The organism is Agrobacterium sp. BT-220-3, assembly GCF_025910175.1.
GTDB lineage: Bacteria > Pseudomonadota > Alphaproteobacteria > Rhizobiales > Rhizobiaceae > Agrobacterium > Agrobacterium oryzihabitans.
The window spans coordinates 105,933-121,805 of record NZ_JAPAIX010000009.1; the positions used below are offsets into that span (position 1 = coordinate 105,933).

General features: G+C 58.8%; 12 protein-coding genes. 5 read left to right on the plus strand and 7 right to left on the minus strand.

Annotation, left to right across the window (positions count from 1 at the left end; genetic code table 11):
* Positions 1-7: 7 nt before the first annotated feature.
* The 5 genes from OK142_RS19855 to polA form a co-directional block, all read right to left on the minus strand.
* On the minus strand, positions 8-1,354 hold the full coding sequence (locus OK142_RS19855) for a sigma-54-dependent transcriptional regulator (RefSeq protein WP_003493012.1): 1,347 nt from the start codon (positions 1,352-1,354) through the stop codon (positions 8-10).
* On the minus strand, positions 1,351-3,153 hold the full coding sequence (locus tag OK142_RS19860; RefSeq protein ID WP_498684741.1) for a sensor histidine kinase: 1,803 nt from the start codon (positions 3,151-3,153) through the stop codon (positions 1,351-1,353). The genes OK142_RS19855 and OK142_RS19860 overlap by 4 nt, the downstream gene beginning before the upstream one ends.
* Positions 3,154-3,397: 244 nt before the next feature.
* Positions 3,398-3,583, minus strand: a complete 186-nt coding sequence (gene rpmF, locus OK142_RS19865) for a 50S ribosomal protein L32 (protein ID WP_003507205.1) — start codon at positions 3,581-3,583, stop codon at positions 3,398-3,400.
* A 186-nt stretch (positions 3,584-3,769) separates the two neighbouring features.
* Entirely contained in the window at positions 3,770-4,495 is a 726-nt protein-coding gene (locus tag OK142_RS19870) for a DUF1868 domain-containing protein (RefSeq protein WP_313607969.1), read from the minus strand.
* A gap of 91 nt (positions 4,496-4,586) precedes the next feature.
* Positions 4,587-7,583, minus strand: coding sequence for a DNA polymerase I (gene polA / locus OK142_RS19875; protein WP_444783244.1), 2,997 nt, complete (start codon positions 7,581-7,583; stop codon positions 4,587-4,589).
* A 414-nt stretch (positions 7,584-7,997) separates the two neighbouring features.
* On the opposite strand from polA, the gene OK142_RS19880 reads away from it, so the two are divergent.
* Both OK142_RS19880 and OK142_RS19885 read left to right on the plus strand, forming a co-directional pair.
* Positions 7,998-8,432 (plus strand): MarR family winged helix-turn-helix transcriptional regulator, encoded by a 435-nt coding sequence (locus OK142_RS19880; protein WP_003493003.1) that lies wholly within the window; start codon positions 7,998-8,000, stop codon positions 8,430-8,432.
* Positions 8,433-8,678: 246 nt separating this feature from the next.
* Positions 8,679-10,070 (plus strand): dipeptidase, encoded by a 1,392-nt coding sequence (locus tag OK142_RS19885; protein WP_082183401.1) that lies wholly within the window; start codon positions 8,679-8,681, stop codon positions 10,068-10,070.
* A 415-nt stretch (positions 10,071-10,485) separates the two neighbouring features.
* Here OK142_RS19885 and OK142_RS19890 read toward each other — a convergent pair whose 3' ends face one another.
* Positions 10,486-10,695 (minus strand): cold-shock protein, encoded by a 210-nt coding sequence (locus OK142_RS19890; protein WP_003492998.1) that lies wholly within the window; start codon positions 10,693-10,695, stop codon positions 10,486-10,488.
* A gap of 479 nt (positions 10,696-11,174) precedes the next feature.
* Between OK142_RS19890 and OK142_RS19895 the strand changes: the two genes are divergently transcribed.
* From OK142_RS19895 to OK142_RS19905, 3 genes are all read left to right on the plus strand, one after another.
* Positions 11,175-11,633 carry a YbaK/EbsC family protein gene (locus OK142_RS19895; protein ID WP_313611933.1) on the plus strand — a complete coding sequence of 153 codons (459 nt, stop codon included), beginning with the start codon at positions 11,175-11,177 and terminating at the stop codon, positions 11,631-11,633.
* A 148-nt stretch (positions 11,634-11,781) separates the two neighbouring features.
* Positions 11,782-14,082, plus strand: a complete 2,301-nt coding sequence (locus OK142_RS19900; RefSeq protein ID WP_498684744.1) for a transglycosylase domain-containing protein — start codon at positions 11,782-11,784, stop codon at positions 14,080-14,082.
* Positions 14,083-14,371: 289 nt separating this feature from the next.
* A complete protein-coding gene (locus OK142_RS19905; protein WP_498684745.1) occupies positions 14,372-15,100 on the plus strand; it encodes a sugar transferase in 729 nt (242 codons plus the stop codon).
* 80 nt (positions 15,101-15,180) lie between these two features.
* Here OK142_RS19905 and OK142_RS19910 read toward each other — a convergent pair whose 3' ends face one another.
* Positions 15,181-15,762 (minus strand): c-type cytochrome, encoded by a 582-nt coding sequence (locus tag OK142_RS19910; protein WP_137038453.1) that lies wholly within the window; start codon positions 15,760-15,762, stop codon positions 15,181-15,183.
* Positions 15,763-15,873 lie beyond the last annotated feature (111 nt).

The window sequence follows — 15,873 nt, forward strand, 5'->3', positions numbered from 1 at the left end:
CCACCCATTACACCTCGGTCATATGCCGGTGCAGTTCGTATTTCTGCATTTTTTCGTAGAGCGTTTTGCGCGAGATACCGAGGCTTTCATAGACGGATTTCAGATTGCCGCCATGGACGGCGATCGCGCGCGCAATCAGGCTCTTTTCATACGCGGCGACCTTTGCGGCAAGTGCTGCCCTGCCATCGTCAGAAAACGGCAGCGACGTTTCGGAAACATCGCTTTCCAGACCGAGCACGAAGCGGTCCGCGGCATTGCGCAATTCCCGCACATTGCCCGGCCACTCACGCAGGGAAATCACCGAAAGCAGATGTTGCGGAACCTCCATGTCTTCCCGCCCGTAGCGGGCGGCGGCCTCCCGCACCAGATGCAGGAAGAGCAGTGGTATGTCGGCGCTGCGCTGCGACAGGGACGGCACGAGAAGCGTCGCCACGTTCAGGCGGTAGAGAAGGTCTGCACGGAACCGGCCGGCCGCGACCTCCTGCTCCAGATCCACCTTGCTGGTGGCGATGAAGCGGACATCGAGTTCGACGGTTTCATTGGAGCCAAGACGGGTAATAACCCTTTCCTGCAACACACGCAGGAACCGGCCCTGTAATTCGAAGGGCATGGAGCCGATCTCGTCCAGCAGGATGGTGCCGCCACGGGCATGCTCGAACTTGCCGTAGCGTGGGCGCAGCGCACCCGGAAAAGCGCCCGCTTCGTGGCCGAACAGCTCGCTTTCGATCAGCGTTTGCGGCAGTGCGGCGCAATTGATCGCCACGAAGGGCCGGTTGGCTCTGGCGCTGATATCGTGAAGCGCCCGCGCCACCACCTCCTTGCCGGCGCCGGTATCGCCGACGATGAGGGTATCGGCATCCGTCGCACCGATGGCGCGGATGCGGTAACGCAGATCGACCATGATCTGGGTTCGGCCGGGCAGGCGCGTCTCTAGATCGTCATGCTTGCCCGCCACCGCCTTCAGGCGGCGGTTTTCCAGCACCAGCGCCCGCCGGTCATTGGCCCTTTTGATGATGCCGGCGAGATATTGCGGGGTGAAGGGCTTTTCGATGAAGTCATAGGCGCCGTTGCGCATGGCGTTGACAGCCAGCTGCACATCGCCATGACCCGTCATCAGGATGACAGGTATTTCCGGATCAAGCTCCCGCACCTTCTGCAGCAGCGTCATGCCATCCATGCCGGGCATCCTGATATCGCTGACCACGACGCCATCGAAGCTATAGCCGATGAGTTCGAGCGCATGTTCGGCACTCGCCAGCATGGTGACGGCAAAACCGGAAAGCTCCAGCGCCTGCGCGGTGGAGAAGCGCAGTTCCTCCTCGTCATCGATCAACAGAACGCGCGACATGGTCATTCCGCCGCCGCCTCCATACGATAGGCGGCTGCCGGCAATTCGATCTCGAATTCCGCCCCGCCGTCTTCATGGTTTCTGACACGCAGCTGGCCGCCAAAATCCTTGATGATGTTATAGGTGATGGAAAGGCCGAGACCGAGGCCGCGCCCCACGCCTTTTGTGGTGAAGAAGGGATCGAAGATGCGTTCCGAAATTGCCGGTGGAACGCCGGGACCACGGTCGCGGATGAAAATCGACACCGTCTGACCGTTCAGCACGGCTTTCAAAGTGATGCGGCGGTCCTCGCGCCCTTCCACCGCATCGGCGGCATTGGAGATGATGTTGACCAGCACCTGCTGCAGCCGCACCGGCCCGGCTTTCACCGCAAGCGGCACCGGACCGAGATCAACATCCAGCACCGCATCGGCGGCCTTCAGCCGCGCGCCGACGATCTCGAGCGTATCGCGAACGACCGTGTCCAAGCTCACAGAAGCCATTTTTTCATTGGGTTTGCGGGCGAAATTCCTCAGGTGTTTGCTGATGGACGCCATGCGGTCGATGAGGCCCGAGATACGCCTGAGGTTCTCCGTTACCTCCTCCAGACGCCCCCGCTCCACCAGTAGCGAAGCGTTTTCGGCATAGTTCTTGGCGGCGGCAAGCGGCTGGTTGAACTCATGTGACAGCGCCGCCGACATCTGGCCAAGTGCCGCAAGCTTGCCCGCCTGCACCAGATCGTTCTGCATCCTGCGCAATTGTTTCTCCGTCTGACGGCGCTCGGCGATTTCGTGCTCGATCTCCTGGTTCACCCGCGCCAGATCGGCGGTGCGCTCCTCCACCCGACGTTCCAGTTCCGCCTGCGCCTCCGCCTGGTGGGTCAGTCGCTCACGCAGACGCCGCCGTCTTTGCAGCATGGCCGCGATCAAGGCGGCGGCAAGACACAGGCACAGGATGATCGCAATCATCGCCGTCTTGACCTGTGTTCTGAGCGAGCCCGTATCCATCAGCACGCTGACGGTCCAGCCCGCATCCGGCATCGGCTGCGACAGGACGAGATATTCCCTCTCACCGTCATCCTGGGTGATCGTCATCAACTGATGGGAACCGAAACTGCCGTTTTTCAGCGGCAGTTCCTTCAACCTGGCATTCGCGTAGCGGCGGGATGCCTCCGTGCGCGCCAGCCTTTCGGGCGTCAGCGGCATCAGGCCGGAATAAAGCCATTGCGGCGTTCCGGTCATGAAGATGATGCCTTCCGGATCGGAGACGAGGATGCGGTTCTCGCCATCACCGAAGGATGCCTCTATGCCTTCAATATCGACCTTGAAGACGATGACGCCCTTGATCTCCTCGTTGAAAAGGATGGGGGCGGAGAAATAATAGCCACGTTTGTGAGAGGTTGTGCCAAGCGCGAAGAAACGTGACTTGAAGCCCTTTGCGGCATCCTGAAAATAGGGTCGGTAGCTGAAATTCTCGCCGACGAAGCTCGTCGGTCCATCGTAATTGCTGGCGGCGATCGTCTCTCCGTCCAGCGTGATGATGTAAATATCGGAGGATTCCAAGAGGGTGTTGATGGATTTGAGATAGACATTGGCGCGCTGACGCAGCGCCTCATCCTTCGGATGCGCGACAAGCTCCTCTATGTCGTCGTGATCGGCAATCAGAGCCGGCAGCGGTTCGTAACGGCTCAAAAGCCCGCCGAGGGCAGAGACGGCCAGCCTGAGGGTGGTGCGGCCCTGATCGGATACTTCGCCGAAATAGCTTTCCGCGATGATGCTGCCACCCTTCGTCACGGCGCCGTAGCCGAGACCGAGGCTGAGAAGCATCAACAAAATCCAGCGATATTTCACCGAAGCTCCCCTCCTGCCGCAGGCGCCAGACCTGCTCTCCCGGACAGAGTGTAGAGCATCGGACCGAAAAGTGTACCGCGGTTTTCGGGTAATCCGATGCTCAAACAAAAACCTGGAGTGACCGGATTTTCCAAGTGATCGCAAAAAGCCATCAAACGGTCCTGAAAACAAAAAACCGGCCACGAGGGCCGGTTTTTTGCACATACAATGTCGGAAAAGCTTATGCGCTTTCCTTCGGCGTCAGAACCTGACGGCCGCGATACATACCGGTCTTCAGATCGATATGGTGCGGACGGCGCAGTTCGCCGGAGTTCTTGTCTTCAACATAGGTTGCAGACTTGAGACCGTCAGCCGAGCGGCGCATGCCACGCTTGGACGGGCTTGTTTTTCTTTTTGGTACAGCCATTTTTGTTACTCCACTTTAGCGGCGAAACAACGGAACCGGCCAGAACCAAAGGCCGAATGTCGGGTGTCTCGATATCGGAAATTTGGCGCGCTTATACATGCCCAAACGGGCTTTGACCAGCCCTGACGCGCATTTTTTCCGATTCAGCGGAACAGGGACGACGAGCAGGCTGCAGGTGTGCGCAAATCAGGCCTCACTTCTATCAAAAACGATGAGTTCCTTGAAGTGGTTCATGTCCATGAATTCACAGAAAGCAGGCGGGCGCATCTCGATGACCGGCGCTGCTGCGCGCAGTTTTTCCAGCTCCTCGTCCAGCATCGCCTGCCATCGCGGCAGGCTCTCGGGATCAAACCAGCGCGTGATGTAGGACAGCGTGATATGAAACTCATAGCTTTCATGATCAGGATGGCGGTAACCGAAGGCCTCGGCAAAACTATCCCGCCACAGAGCGACGATTCGGTCGTCTTCCGCAGTTGCTCCCTTCATGACGAGCCCCGTGGGGCGCAGACCGGTCACCTGCATGTCAAAACCGGGGAGCGCCGGAAAGGCCGAAAGGCGGTCGCGGTAATAGTCCGTCATCGTGTCGATCGGCGTATCGAGCGGCATGTCCTCGGGCCAGTAGGGCGCCATGCGCCGGAACTCGATGATGCCCTGAAACACCGTCATGTGCAGGCTGGAAACCGGCGTGAAGGCGAGCAGCGATGCCTCGGGCATGTCCAGAAAGCGCTGGCGTGTCCTGATGATCGCGCTCTCGGTCTGCGAGCCTTCAACGAGGTGGCAGACGACCGTGTTACCCGGCTCGGGCAGAAATTCGCGCTCGGCGTTAAAACGGCTGCCGAGATGGCGCGGCGGGTGATCGTGGTTGGCAGCGGAAATATATTCAAGGTCTTTCGAGACGAGCGGGGCGTGCATGGGGAAACTCCTTTTGAGAGGTTTCCCCTAATCCCGATACGCAACAGATCAATGACATCGACCGGTCGATTTCACGGGTCGCACGGCCTTGTCAGTGCGCCTCATCCCAGTTGTCGGCGGCGCGCGCATCCACCTGCAACGGCACCTTCATGGATATCGCCGGCATCGCCGCATTTTCCATCACGGAGACGACAACGGGCAAGGTCTTTTCGATTTCGGCTTCCTCGACCTCGAAGATGAGTTCGTCGTGAACCTGCAGCAGCATGCGGGCGGAAAGCTTCTCCGCCTCCAGCGCCGGCTCGATACGGACCATGGCCCGGCGGATGATATCGGCAGCGGAGCCCTGGATCGGCGCGTTGATGGCCGCGCGTTCGTTGAAGGCCTTCACGGAAGGGTTGGACGAGCGGATCTCCGGATAATGGGCGCGGCGGCCGAAAATCGTTTCGACATAACCGTTCTCGCGGGCGAAAGCCTTGGTCGCTTCCATGTAGTCGCGAATGCCGGGAAAGCGCTCGAAATATTTCTTGATATATTCCCCCGCTTCAGAGCGGGCAATGCTGAGCTGGTTGGCCAGCCCGAAAGCGGAAATACCGTAGATGATGCCGAAGTTGATGGCCTTGGCGCGGCGGCGCACCTCCGACGGCATGCCTTCCACCGGCACACCGAACATTTCCGATGCGGTCATCGCATGAATGTCGATGCCATTTTCAAAAGCGTTGCGAAGTTGGGGAATATCCGCGACATGGGCAAGCACGCGCAATTCGATCTGGCTGTAATCGGCGGAAAGAAGCTTGTGACCGGGCGTGGAGATGAAAGCCGTGCGGATCTTGCGGCCTTCTGCTGTGCGCACCGGAATGTTCTGGAGGTTCGGCTCTGAAGACGACAGGCGCCCCGTCGTGGTGGAGGCAAGCGCGTAGGACGTATGCACCCGCTTCGTCTCCGGGTGAATATAGCCGGGTAGCGCATCCGTATAGGTCGATTTCAGCTTGGTCAGCTGACGCCAGTCGACGATCTTGCGCGGCAGTTCGGCACCTTCCGCGGCCAGATCTTCCAGCACCTGCGCCGATGTCGACCACTGGCCGGTCTTGGTTTTCGAGCCGCCCGGCAGGCCCATCCGGCCGAACAGGATATCGCCGAGCTGCTTTGGCGATCCGATATTGAAACGCTCGCCCGCCAGCTGATAAACTTCCTCTTCGAAGGCAGCCGCCTTCTGGGCCAGCTCGCCGGAGAGACGCGACAGGATCTGCCGGTCCACGGTGATGCCGCGCTCCTCCATATGCGCCAGAACCGGCACGAGGGGGCGTTCCAGCCGCTCATAGACCTTGGTCAAGCGCTCGGCGGCAAGCCGGGGCTTCAGCACCATCCACAGCCGCAGGGTGACATCCGCATCTTCCGCCGCGTAAGCCGTCGCCTTGTCGATATCGACGAAATCGAAGGTGACGCTCGACCTGCCCGACCCCGTCACGTCCTTGTAGGCGATCGGCTTGTGACCGAGCCAGCGTTCGGACAGCGAATCCATGCCATGCGTGGCCTTGCCGGCCTCCAGAACATAGGAAATCAGCATGGTATCGTCGAAACTCTGCATGACGACGCCGTGGCGTTTCATCAGCAGGTAATCATATTTGAGGTTCTGGGCGATTTTCAGAACGGCCGGGTCCTCAAGAAGGCTCTTCAGACGCTCCAGCGCCTCACTAAACGGCACCTGCCCTTCGGCGAGCTTGATGCCATCGCTGAAAAGATCGCCACCCGAGCCGGTCTTGTGCGTCAAGGGAACATAGGCGGCGCGGATATCGGTGCCCGAGGCATCCTTGCCATTATCGGCAATCGCCAGCGAAAAACCGACGAGCTCGGCCTGCATGGGGTCGAGCGAGGTCGTTTCCGTATCGAAGGCGACGACGCCCGTTTCGCGGGCCGCCGCAACCCAGCGGTCCAGCTCTGCCAGATTCCTGATCGTCACATAGGCGGCCGTGTCGATCTTGGCGGCGGCGAAAACCGTCTGCCGTGCCGTGGCAAGATCGGCAGGCGCGCTGCCCTCCCCTGTCACCTGCCTTGCAGGCGCTGCCGGTGAAGCCTGTGCACTCGCATCAGCGGCTGTTTCACCAGACGTTATGATGGCGGCCGGCGCATCGAGATCGGGACCATGTGCATCGGCACCCCATTGCACCGGCACATTGGCGGGGTCGATGGCAGAAGCGTCGGTTTCGGTCGCTTCGGCAACCCGGCGCGTCAGCGTCGTAAACTCCATCGCCTTCAGGAAGGCAATGAGTTTCGGGCCGTTCTGCGGTTCGAGCACCAGCGCCTCAAGGGACTGATCCAAAGGTACATCGGTTCTGAGCGCCACGAGCTGCCTGGAAAGGCGGGCAAGTTCCGCATTGGCGATGATGTTTTCCCGGCGTTTCTGCTGCTTGATTTCATCTGCGCGCGCCAGAAGAGTATCAAGATCGCCGTATTCCTCCAGCAATTGCGCGGCCGTTTTCGGGCCGATGCCGGGAATGCCCGGAACATTATCGGTGGAATCGCCGGTCATCGCCTGAAGGTCGATCATCTTTTCGGGGCCGACACCCCACTTCTCGACGACATCGGGAACGCCGATCTGCTTGTCCTTCATGGCGTCGTACATATGCACATTGGCCGTGACGAGCTGCATCAGATCCTTGTCGGAAGAAATGATGGTGACGTCGGCGCCGATCGCCTCCGCCTGTCGGGCGTAGGTGGCGATGATATCGTCCGCCTCGAAGCCTTCCGTCTCGATGCAGGGAAGATTGAAGGCGCGTGTTGCCTCACGGATCAGGCCGAATTGCGGAACCAGATCTTCCGGTGGCGCGGTGCGGTTGGCCTTGTAGAGATCATAAAGTTCATTGCGGAAGGTTTTCGACGAATAGTCGAAAATCACGGCGAAATGCGTGGGCGTGACGCCGACATCGGTATTGCGCGCATCCCTCAACAGCTTCCACAACATGTTGCAGAAGCCGGAAACGGCGTTGACCGGCAGCCCGTCCGACTTGCGGTTCAGCGGCGGAATGGCATGGAACGCCCGGAAAATGAAACCGGAACCGTCAACGAGGAAGAGATGATCGCCTTTTTTCATGGCGATATGGATAGCGCGGGGCTGTTTTGACGTCCATAGAAACTTCGCACAACGCACCGCAAAGCGCTTGAAGCGAAGCGTCTGGAAAGGCCCGTTAAATTCACCTGAACGTTACCGATTTGTAATGGATTTTCCCTTGAAAAGCCGCATTTGCAGACACATTTCATAGAGGACGGCGCCTGATCACGCCGTAGTCTGATTGTAGGCTCGTCCCCCGCCGCATCAGACCGGACAAAGGCCTTTCCCCCTCTCCGGGCCTTTGTCCTCCAATACGACCGCCATGGCCGACCCCTCCCGGCCATGGCGGTTTTATTTTGTGCCGTGTTTCGGACTGGCCTAAACATATCATGCGATATATATCGCACTATCGAAATCGCGCGGAATGCGCCGGCTACGAAGTTTACGGACGGACGAATGGGTTTTTCCCGGGACGAATCGGCGATCTATCTCGCCGCGAGAATGGCAAGGGAATTCACCATGGCGCTCCAGAAGCGAGCCGCCGCGCTGGGTTTCTCTCCCGGGCAATTCCCCATTCTCATCGAACTCTGGCATGAGGAAGGCCTGACGCAGCGGCAATTGCTCGATAGAATCGACATCGAACAGGCAACCCTTGCCAACACGCTTGCGCGCATGGAGCGTGACGGGCTGATCCTGCGCAAATCCCATCCAAGCGACCGCCGCGCGCAGATCATCGAATTGACGCAGCGTGGCAGGGATCTGGAGGCGAATGCGATTGCCGCTTCCGAGGCCACCGAGGACACGCTGCTCAAGGATTTCCGGCGTTTCGAAAGGCAGCTCCTGCTGGAATATATGCGCCGGGCAATCGAGAGCGCAAAAAAGGCCAAATAGCTTTTGCCTTTCTAAACCGGTCTGTCTTCGCCATGGCGCCTTTCATTGCCGAAAGCGTCTCAAGTTTTTGTTTCTGCGCGGTTTCGGATGGAAAACCGCTTCGCAGTTTTCCTGAACTGCTCTATCGTTCGCGCGGCTGCGCGGTTGCCGATTCAACGACACGTCAGCCCCTTGTTCCCACGCGATGCGCGATGCCCGGATATTTCGTCCCATCGCCGGGTCACGACAGACATGACAGGATCAGCGATGACAGACGTTTCCCCCATTCTTTCCACGGCCGACGACAACCTTACCTCCAGCCTCGAGCGGCTGTTCGAACTTGTTCGCATCCCCTCTATTTCCACGGACCCCGCCTACAAGGCGGAGTGCCGCAAGGCGGCGGAATGGCTGGTCAGGACACTTTCCTCACTGGGCTTTGAAGCCTCCGTTCGCGACACGGCCGGCCATCCGATGGTGGTGGCGCATCACGATGCAGCCACGAAAGACGCACCGCATGTGCTTTTTTATGGCCACTACGATGTGCAGCCGGTCGATCCGCTCAACCTTTGGGAAAACGATCCGTTTGAGCCTGCGGTAAAAGATATCGGCGCAGGCAGGCAGGTGATCACCGGGCGTGGAACGGCTGATGACAAGGGCCAGCTGATGACCTTCGTGGAAGCCTGCCGGGCCTACAAGGCGGTCAATGGCGGCCTGCCGGTGCGCGTTACCATTCTTTTCGAAGGCGAAGAAGAATCCGGCTCGCCGTCGCTGAAGCCGTTCCTCGAAGCCAATGCCGATGAGCTGAAGGCCGATTATGCGCTGGTATGCGACACGGGCATGTGGGACCGCGATACGCCCGCCATCGCTGCTGCCCTCCGTGGCCTGGTCGGCGAGGAGATCGTCATCACCGCAGCCGACCGCGATCTGCATTCCGGCCTTTTCGGTGGTGCTGCCGCAAATCCCATTCACATCCTGACCGATATTCTCGCCGGTCTGCATGACGAGACCGGCCGCGTGACACTTGCCGGCTTCTACGACGGCGTCGAGGAAACCCCTGCCAATATCAAGGCTTCATGGGAAACGCTGGGCCGCAGTGCGGAGGCCTTCCTTGGTGAGGTCGGGCTTTCTGTTCCCTCGGGCGAAAAGGGCCGCTCCGTGCTGGAGCAGACCTGGGCGCGTCCGACGGCGGAGGTAAACGGTATTATCGGCGGCTATACCGGCGACGGATTCAAGACCGTGATCGCCGCCAAGGCGTCTGCCAAGGTTTCCTTCCGCCTTGTTGGAGAACAGAACCCGGCAGCCATCCGCGAGAGCTTCAGGGCCTATGTGCGTTCGAAAATCCCGGCGGATTGCTCGGTGGAATTTCATGAGCACGGCGCATCGCCGGCCATCCAGCTTTCCTATGATTCACCTGTCCTGACGAAGGCCAAGAATGCGCTTTCGGAAGAGTGGCCCAAGCCCGCCGTTGTGATCGGCATGGGTGGCTCGATCCCGATCGTCGGCGATTTCCAGAAGATGCTGGGCATGGATTCGCTGCTCGTCGGCTTCGGCTTGACCGATGACCGCATTCATTCGCCGAATGAAAAATACGACCTGCAGTCCTTCCACAAGGGCATCCGCTCGTGGGTGCGTATTCTCGACGCGCTCGCAACGAAGTAATCAAAAGAAAGGAGGCGCCGGTTGCCCGACGCCTCTCTTCTTTTCGGTTTTTGATCGCCAAAAACAAAAAGGCCGGGCAAGCCCGACCTTTCCATCCGTTTTTTCGTCAGTGCCAGTACATCCGTGGTCAAAGCGTTCAAACGGTCTGATGTTCCTGAGCGCGTCGATGATGTCGACGCTGCTTTCACCATCAGGATCGGCTGCTTCGGTTAATCTTTGGTTAACGCAACAACAGCGGCACTTTTAAACATGCAAGCCTGACGGTTCCTGTCCGGAGCACCGTTGAACCCTATATTGGTATGCGATCCGCGTTTTTCAAGACCGGCCGGTCGATGGACCTCGCGCCAAAAGAAAAGGCCGGAAAAAATCCGGCCTTTTCATTTGGTATCAATGACCCGTAGGCCAGATCGCTTAATCAGGCAGCGACGAGGTTGCCTGCGGACATCTTGCCCGAGCGGCGATCCTGCATCAGCTCGTAGGAGAGCTTCTGACCGTCGTTGAGGGCGGTCAGACCGGCGCGCTCAACTGCAGAGATGTGCACGAATACGTCCTGCGAACCGTCGTCAGGCTGAATGAAGCCGTAGCCCTTGGTTGCGTTGAACCACTTTACTGTACCAGTCGCCATAACGATTTCCTTCCGTTGGCAATTGTATTTGCACTGCGCGCAGTGCGGTCTTGGGTCGAATTTGAAGGAAAGATCGTCGTGCGCACCTCAAAAAGGTACCGAAGCTCTGGTCGTCAAACAAATATCGATGGGCGAACACCTAGGTTGGCAGGGGCGAAAAGTCAAGTTTCTTTGAAAAAGACGGGCGATCTTTGTGAACCGCCGGGAAACAAAAGCTGCAGGAAACAAGGCCTTAAACAGCAAAAACCCGGCGCGGGAGGAGGTGCGCCGGGTTCTTGAAACTGACTGACAATTGGGAGGAGGAGTATTGTCAGTCCAATCGGGCGACGCTGGGAGGAGGAGTGCGTCGCTTCGATGTTTTGAACATACAGGATACCAGCTTAAAAAACAGACGCTTCATCGCAGCGCAGCATTGCACAAAATGCATAGCTATCTGGTGGCATCTTGAAGCCTCTCCACTTACCGCCTAATAAATACGCATGACCATAGAATCCGTCAGAGCCTTTTTCACCGAGAATTCGCCCGAAGTGGCCGTAATCGAAACCGAAGCGAGTTCGGCGACGGTTGCATTGGCTGCGGAAGCACACGGTGTCGATCCCGACCAGATCGCCAAGACGATCTGCCTGAAAGCGGGTGACACCATTCTTCTCGTTGTCGCCGCCGGCACGAAACGGCTCGATAACCGCAAATTCCGCGATCATTTCGGGGCCAAGCCGCGCATGCTGGGACCGGAAGAGGTGGTTGTCGTGACCAGCCATCCCATCGGCGGCGTTTGCCCCTTCGGACTGCCCGCGCCGCTTCCCGTATTTTGCGACATATCTCTTAAAAACTATGACGAGGTAGTTCCGGCAGCGGGCGCCACCAATGCGGCGGTGCGGATTTCGCCTGATATGATGGTGCAACTGACGGGAGCGGAATGGGTCGACGTCTGCCAATGACGCCGATTTGATCCATCCAGGACTTAACCCCGCCTTAAATTGCCGCATTTAAACTCTTCATCCTGGATTAAGGATCGCGCAGGCATAGAAGCCTCAAATCCATGGTGGGATGCGCGCGGTTTCGCGAATAAGGAGCGATTTCGGCTGGATGGCAGGCAAGGGCAAATCACGCGAACGGGTAGAACCTTCCTTCGGGGATTTCCACGAGTCCGGCGATGACCTGCGCCTCGATGCCAGCGAGCGCATCAGCGGAACAGCAAAGCAGCCCGCCAAGAAATCAAAGCCAGCCAGCGGTCGCGCCAAATCGCAAAAAAGGGAAAAGCGCAGCCGCAGTTCCGGCCGTGGCCCGACGGGCATGATCCGTTCCCTGGTTTATTGGTGCATCGTGCTTGGTATATGGGGTGGGATCGGCATTGCCGGTCTGGTCTTTTATTATGGCGCGCGCATGCCGAGCGCCAGCAGCTGGTCGATTCCTGAACGTCCGCCGAATGTGAAGATCGTGTCGGTGAACGGTAGCGTGCTCGCCAATCGCGGCACCACGGGTGGCGAGGCCCTCGCGCTCGAAGACATGTCGCCTTACATTCCGCAAGCGGTGATGGCGATCGAGGACCGCCGGTTTTATTCGCATTTCGGGGTCGATCCCCTTGGTCTGGGGCGCGCTATCGTCACCAATGTGCTGACGGGGCGAACCGTGCAGGGCGGCTCAACGCTGACGCAGCAGCTGGCGAAGAACCTTTTCCTTTCGCCGGACCGGACGCTGGAGCGCAAGGTCCAGGAGGTGCTGTTGTCCTTCTGGCTGGAGCACAAATACACCAAGGACCAGATCCTCGCGATGTATCTCAATCGCGTCTATTTCGGATCCAACGCCTATGGTGTTGAAGCCGCCTCCCGGCGCTACTTCAACAAATCCGCACGCGACGTTAATCTTGGCGAGGCCGCGACACTTGCCGGGCTTCTTAAAGCACCCTCTCGCCTTTCACCGGCGCGCGACCCGCAGGCGGCCGAGCAGCGGGCGCAGGTCGTGCTGCAATCCATGCGCGATGTCGGCTTCATCACCGACGACGAGATCAAGACCGCGATGTCGCAGCCGCCGACCAAGGCCAAACGCTTCTGGTCCGGCGCCGAACATTACGCCGCCGATATGGTGCTGGAGGAGGTGCGCGGCCTGATCGGCGACGTCAAGCAGGATATCGTCGTCGACACGACCATCGACCCCAATCTCGAACGTGACGCGGAAAAAGCGCTGAGCCATGTTCTGCAGGGAGACGGCAAGAAGCAGGGCGCCTCGCAGGCAGCTCTGGTTTCCATCGATGGTACGGGCGCGATCCGGGCCGTGGTGGGCGGGGCGGATTATGCCGAAAGCCAGTTCAACCGCGCCGCCAAGGCGAAACGACAACCCGGTTCGGCATTCAAGCCTTTCGTTTACGTCGCCGCGCTCGAATCGGGGCTTACCCCTTACACCATTCGCAATGACGGCCCGGTCCGTATCGGAAACTGGACACCGGAAAACTACGAGAAGAAATATCGTGGCGAAGTCACGCTTGCGACTGCGCTCGCCAATTCGCTGAATACGATCGCCGCGCAGCTGGTGATGGAAGTCGGCCCTGACCGGGTGACGCAGGTGGCGCATCGCATGGGTATCGAATCGGAGTTGCAGAACAATGCTTCCATCGCGCTCGGCACCTCGGAAGTGTCGCTGATGGAGCTGACGGCCTCCTACGCTCCCTTTATGAATGGCGGCTACAAGGCAACCCCGCATATCGTCAAACGCATCACCGATGCCGATGGCAAGGTGCTTTACGAAAACAAATACGACAATCCGCCGCGCGTGCTGAGCGAAGAGATCGCTGCCACCATGAACGGCATGTTGTCGCGCGTCATCACCGAAGGAACCGGAAAGGCCGCGCGGCTGCAGGGCTGGCAGGCGGCCGGGAAATCCGGCACGACACAATCCTTCCGCGACGCGCTTTTTGTCGGCTACACAAGCAATCTGACTACGGGCGTCTGGTTCGGCAATGACGACGGCACGTCGATGAAAAAGGTCACAGGCGGCGGGCTGCCCGCAAGAGCCTGGAAGGATTTCATGACCGCCGCCCATTCCGGGCTCTCGCCATCACCGCTCTTCGGGCTTGGCGCAGGCAACGTGCCACCGCTTGGGGAAATGCAGCAGCCGGCGCCTGAAAACGCGCCCTCCTCTATAGGCGACATCATTTCCAATGCACTCGGCGGCGGCTCGACAAATAGCCGCGCCTATCCCGAGGCGCCAGTTTCGCCGAACCCTGGCCAGCCGGGTGTGCCCATGCCGCCGGCAAATATTCCGTCTCGTGACATGGAACCCGGCTATTCAGCCGGAAACGGACCTGTTCCTCCGGCCGATATCGGCGGTCAGGCGCCTGCCGCATCGGGCCCGAAACAGACAACGCTTCTTGATATCCTGATGGGAAATTAATCGCTTTTGGGGCGATCCGCTGGCCGATTTCATGGCCGGCGGCGTGGCATCGGCGACGTTATCACCTGCCCGCCAATCATTGTTTCCAAAGGCTTGACGACGTGCGATCCGCAGCCACGAGCGGAGGCATCGCCCAACTCACAACATATGCGTGCAAGCGCATTAACCGTAGATTGCCATATGCGCAAAGACGGTTACATTTCTGATGACTTTTTACGGTAAATGAATTATTAATCGTTCATATAAATTAATTTTCTTGTTTCAAAATAACTTTTCAGGGTTCGATATTATGCTGGGTACTAAAGGCTCATCGCATGCCGTTTTTTACGGTGCTCCCTATTCCACGGCGGTCACTTTTGAAGCTTCGGAAACGCAACCTGCCGTTTCCGAAAGAAGCACATCCGCGTTGCTGCGTAGCCAGTTCGCTCTCAAAAGGACAATCGACATTGCAGGGGCGTCCATCGCCCTTGTTGCACTCGCCCCCGTCCTGCTGACGGTTGCGGCACTGGTCAAATTCGACAGCAAGGGGCCGGTCCTGTTCTCGCAGGTCCGGTGGGGCATGAACGGACGGAAAATCCGCGTTTATAAATTTCGCTCGATGAGGACTGAACTGGGTGATGCCACCGGGGTGGCGCAAACGGTGAAGAACGATCCGAGGATAACCCGCATCGGCGCCGTTCTTCGCCGCACCAATATCGATGAGCTGCCGCAGCTGATCAACGTGCTGAAAGGCGACATGTCGCTGGTCGGTCCGCGCTGCCACGCCATCGGCATGCTGGCCGCCGGCCGTCTTTATGAGGAACTCGTTCCCCATTACCATATGCGGCACCGGGTGCGACCGGGAATTACCGGACTTGCCCAGATGCGGGGATTGCGCGGTCCGACCGACCGCAGCGACAAGGCGCGCGCCCGGATCGTGTCCGATCTTTATTACGTCGAGAATTTTTCGGTCTGGCTGGATATCAAGATCATGGTCGGAACGGTGATTTCCGAATTGCGCGGCGGCAAGGGCTTCTGATCTTTCAAAGACCGGACACCGACAGAATCAGAAAAGCCCGGCAGCGATGCCGGGCTTTTCTTATGAAACCATCATTTGCGTCAGTTTGTCGGCGCGGGCGCGGGAGCAGCAGCCGGATCCGGCAGCGGCGCCGGGTTTGCCGACAGCGTGCGCAGATAAGCGATGAGATCGGCGCGTTCCGTCTCCTTCTTCACACCCGCAAAGCCCATGGCCGTGCCGGGAACGTGTTTCTTGGGAGCTTCGAGGAAGAAGCTGAGATGATCGTAATCCCAATGCACGGAACCGCCCTTGGAGAAATCCTTCATCCCTGCGGAATAGCTGAAACCTTCGTGGCTGGCGATCGGCCGGTTGACGATATCGAAGAGATTGGGGCCGACCTTGTTTGCACCACCACTCTCTCCGGTATGACAGCTCGTACACTTCTTGAAGACCGTCTCGCCCTTGGCGGCATCGGCGTTCGCAAGCAATTGCGCGATCGGCGTCGCCGCAGCAGCGGCTTCTCCGCCACCTGCTTCGCCGCCGCTCTCTGCCGCAGCAATGGCGTAACCTTCCTTTTCGGGCGCAGGCGCATGGAAAATGCCCTCAGACGCAATCGACACCGACATCAGGACGAAAACCGTGCCAAGCAAAGCCCCAACGCCCATATTTACATAAGAATTCATCTATATGCGCTCCCTCGCATCCGCTTGATATAACGGGCATCTTGAAATTGCTCGAAAGCTATGGCTTTTGCACAGCCTGCGCAACTTGAATAATGCTCCCCACACCGTGAC

What these genes read in the sequence shown, in the direction of transcription:
- rpmF (WP_003507205.1), bottom strand. Translation starts at nt 3,583, where the DNA reads ATGGCTGTACCAAAAAGAAAAACAAGCCCGTCCAAGCGTGGCATGCGC.
- OK142_RS19885 (WP_082183401.1), top strand. Translation starts at nt 8,679, where the DNA reads ATGACAGACGTTTCCCCCATTCTTTCCACGGCCGACGACAACCTTACC.
- OK142_RS19860 (WP_498684741.1), bottom strand. Translation starts at nt 3,153, where the DNA reads ATGCTTCTCAGCCTCGGTCTCGGCTACGGCGCCGTGACGAAGGGTGGC.
- polA (WP_444783244.1), bottom strand. Translation starts at nt 7,583, where the DNA reads ATGAAAAAAGGCGATCATCTCTTCCTCGTTGACGGTTCCGGTTTCATT.
- OK142_RS19870 (WP_313607969.1), bottom strand. Translation starts at nt 4,495, where the DNA reads ATGCACGCCCCGCTCGTCTCGAAAGACCTTGAATATATTTCCGCTGCC.
- OK142_RS19910 (WP_137038453.1), bottom strand. Translation starts at nt 15,762, where the DNA reads ATGAATTCTTATGTAAATATGGGCGTTGGGGCTTTGCTTGGCACGGTT.
- OK142_RS19880 (WP_003493003.1), top strand. Translation starts at nt 7,998, where the DNA reads ATGGGTTTTTCCCGGGACGAATCGGCGATCTATCTCGCCGCGAGAATG.
- OK142_RS19855 (WP_003493012.1), bottom strand. Translation starts at nt 1,354, where the DNA reads ATGACCATGTCGCGCGTTCTGTTGATCGATGACGAGGAGGAACTGCGC.
- OK142_RS19905 (WP_498684745.1), top strand. Translation starts at nt 14,372, where the DNA reads ATGCTGGGTACTAAAGGCTCATCGCATGCCGTTTTTTACGGTGCTCCC.
- OK142_RS19895 (WP_313611933.1), top strand. Translation starts at nt 11,175, where the DNA reads ATGACCATAGAATCCGTCAGAGCCTTTTTCACCGAGAATTCGCCCGAA.
- OK142_RS19900 (WP_498684744.1), top strand. Translation starts at nt 11,782, where the DNA reads ATGGCAGGCAAGGGCAAATCACGCGAACGGGTAGAACCTTCCTTCGGG.
- OK142_RS19890 (WP_003492998.1), bottom strand. Translation starts at nt 10,695, where the DNA reads ATGGCGACTGGTACAGTAAAGTGGTTCAACGCAACCAAGGGCTACGGC.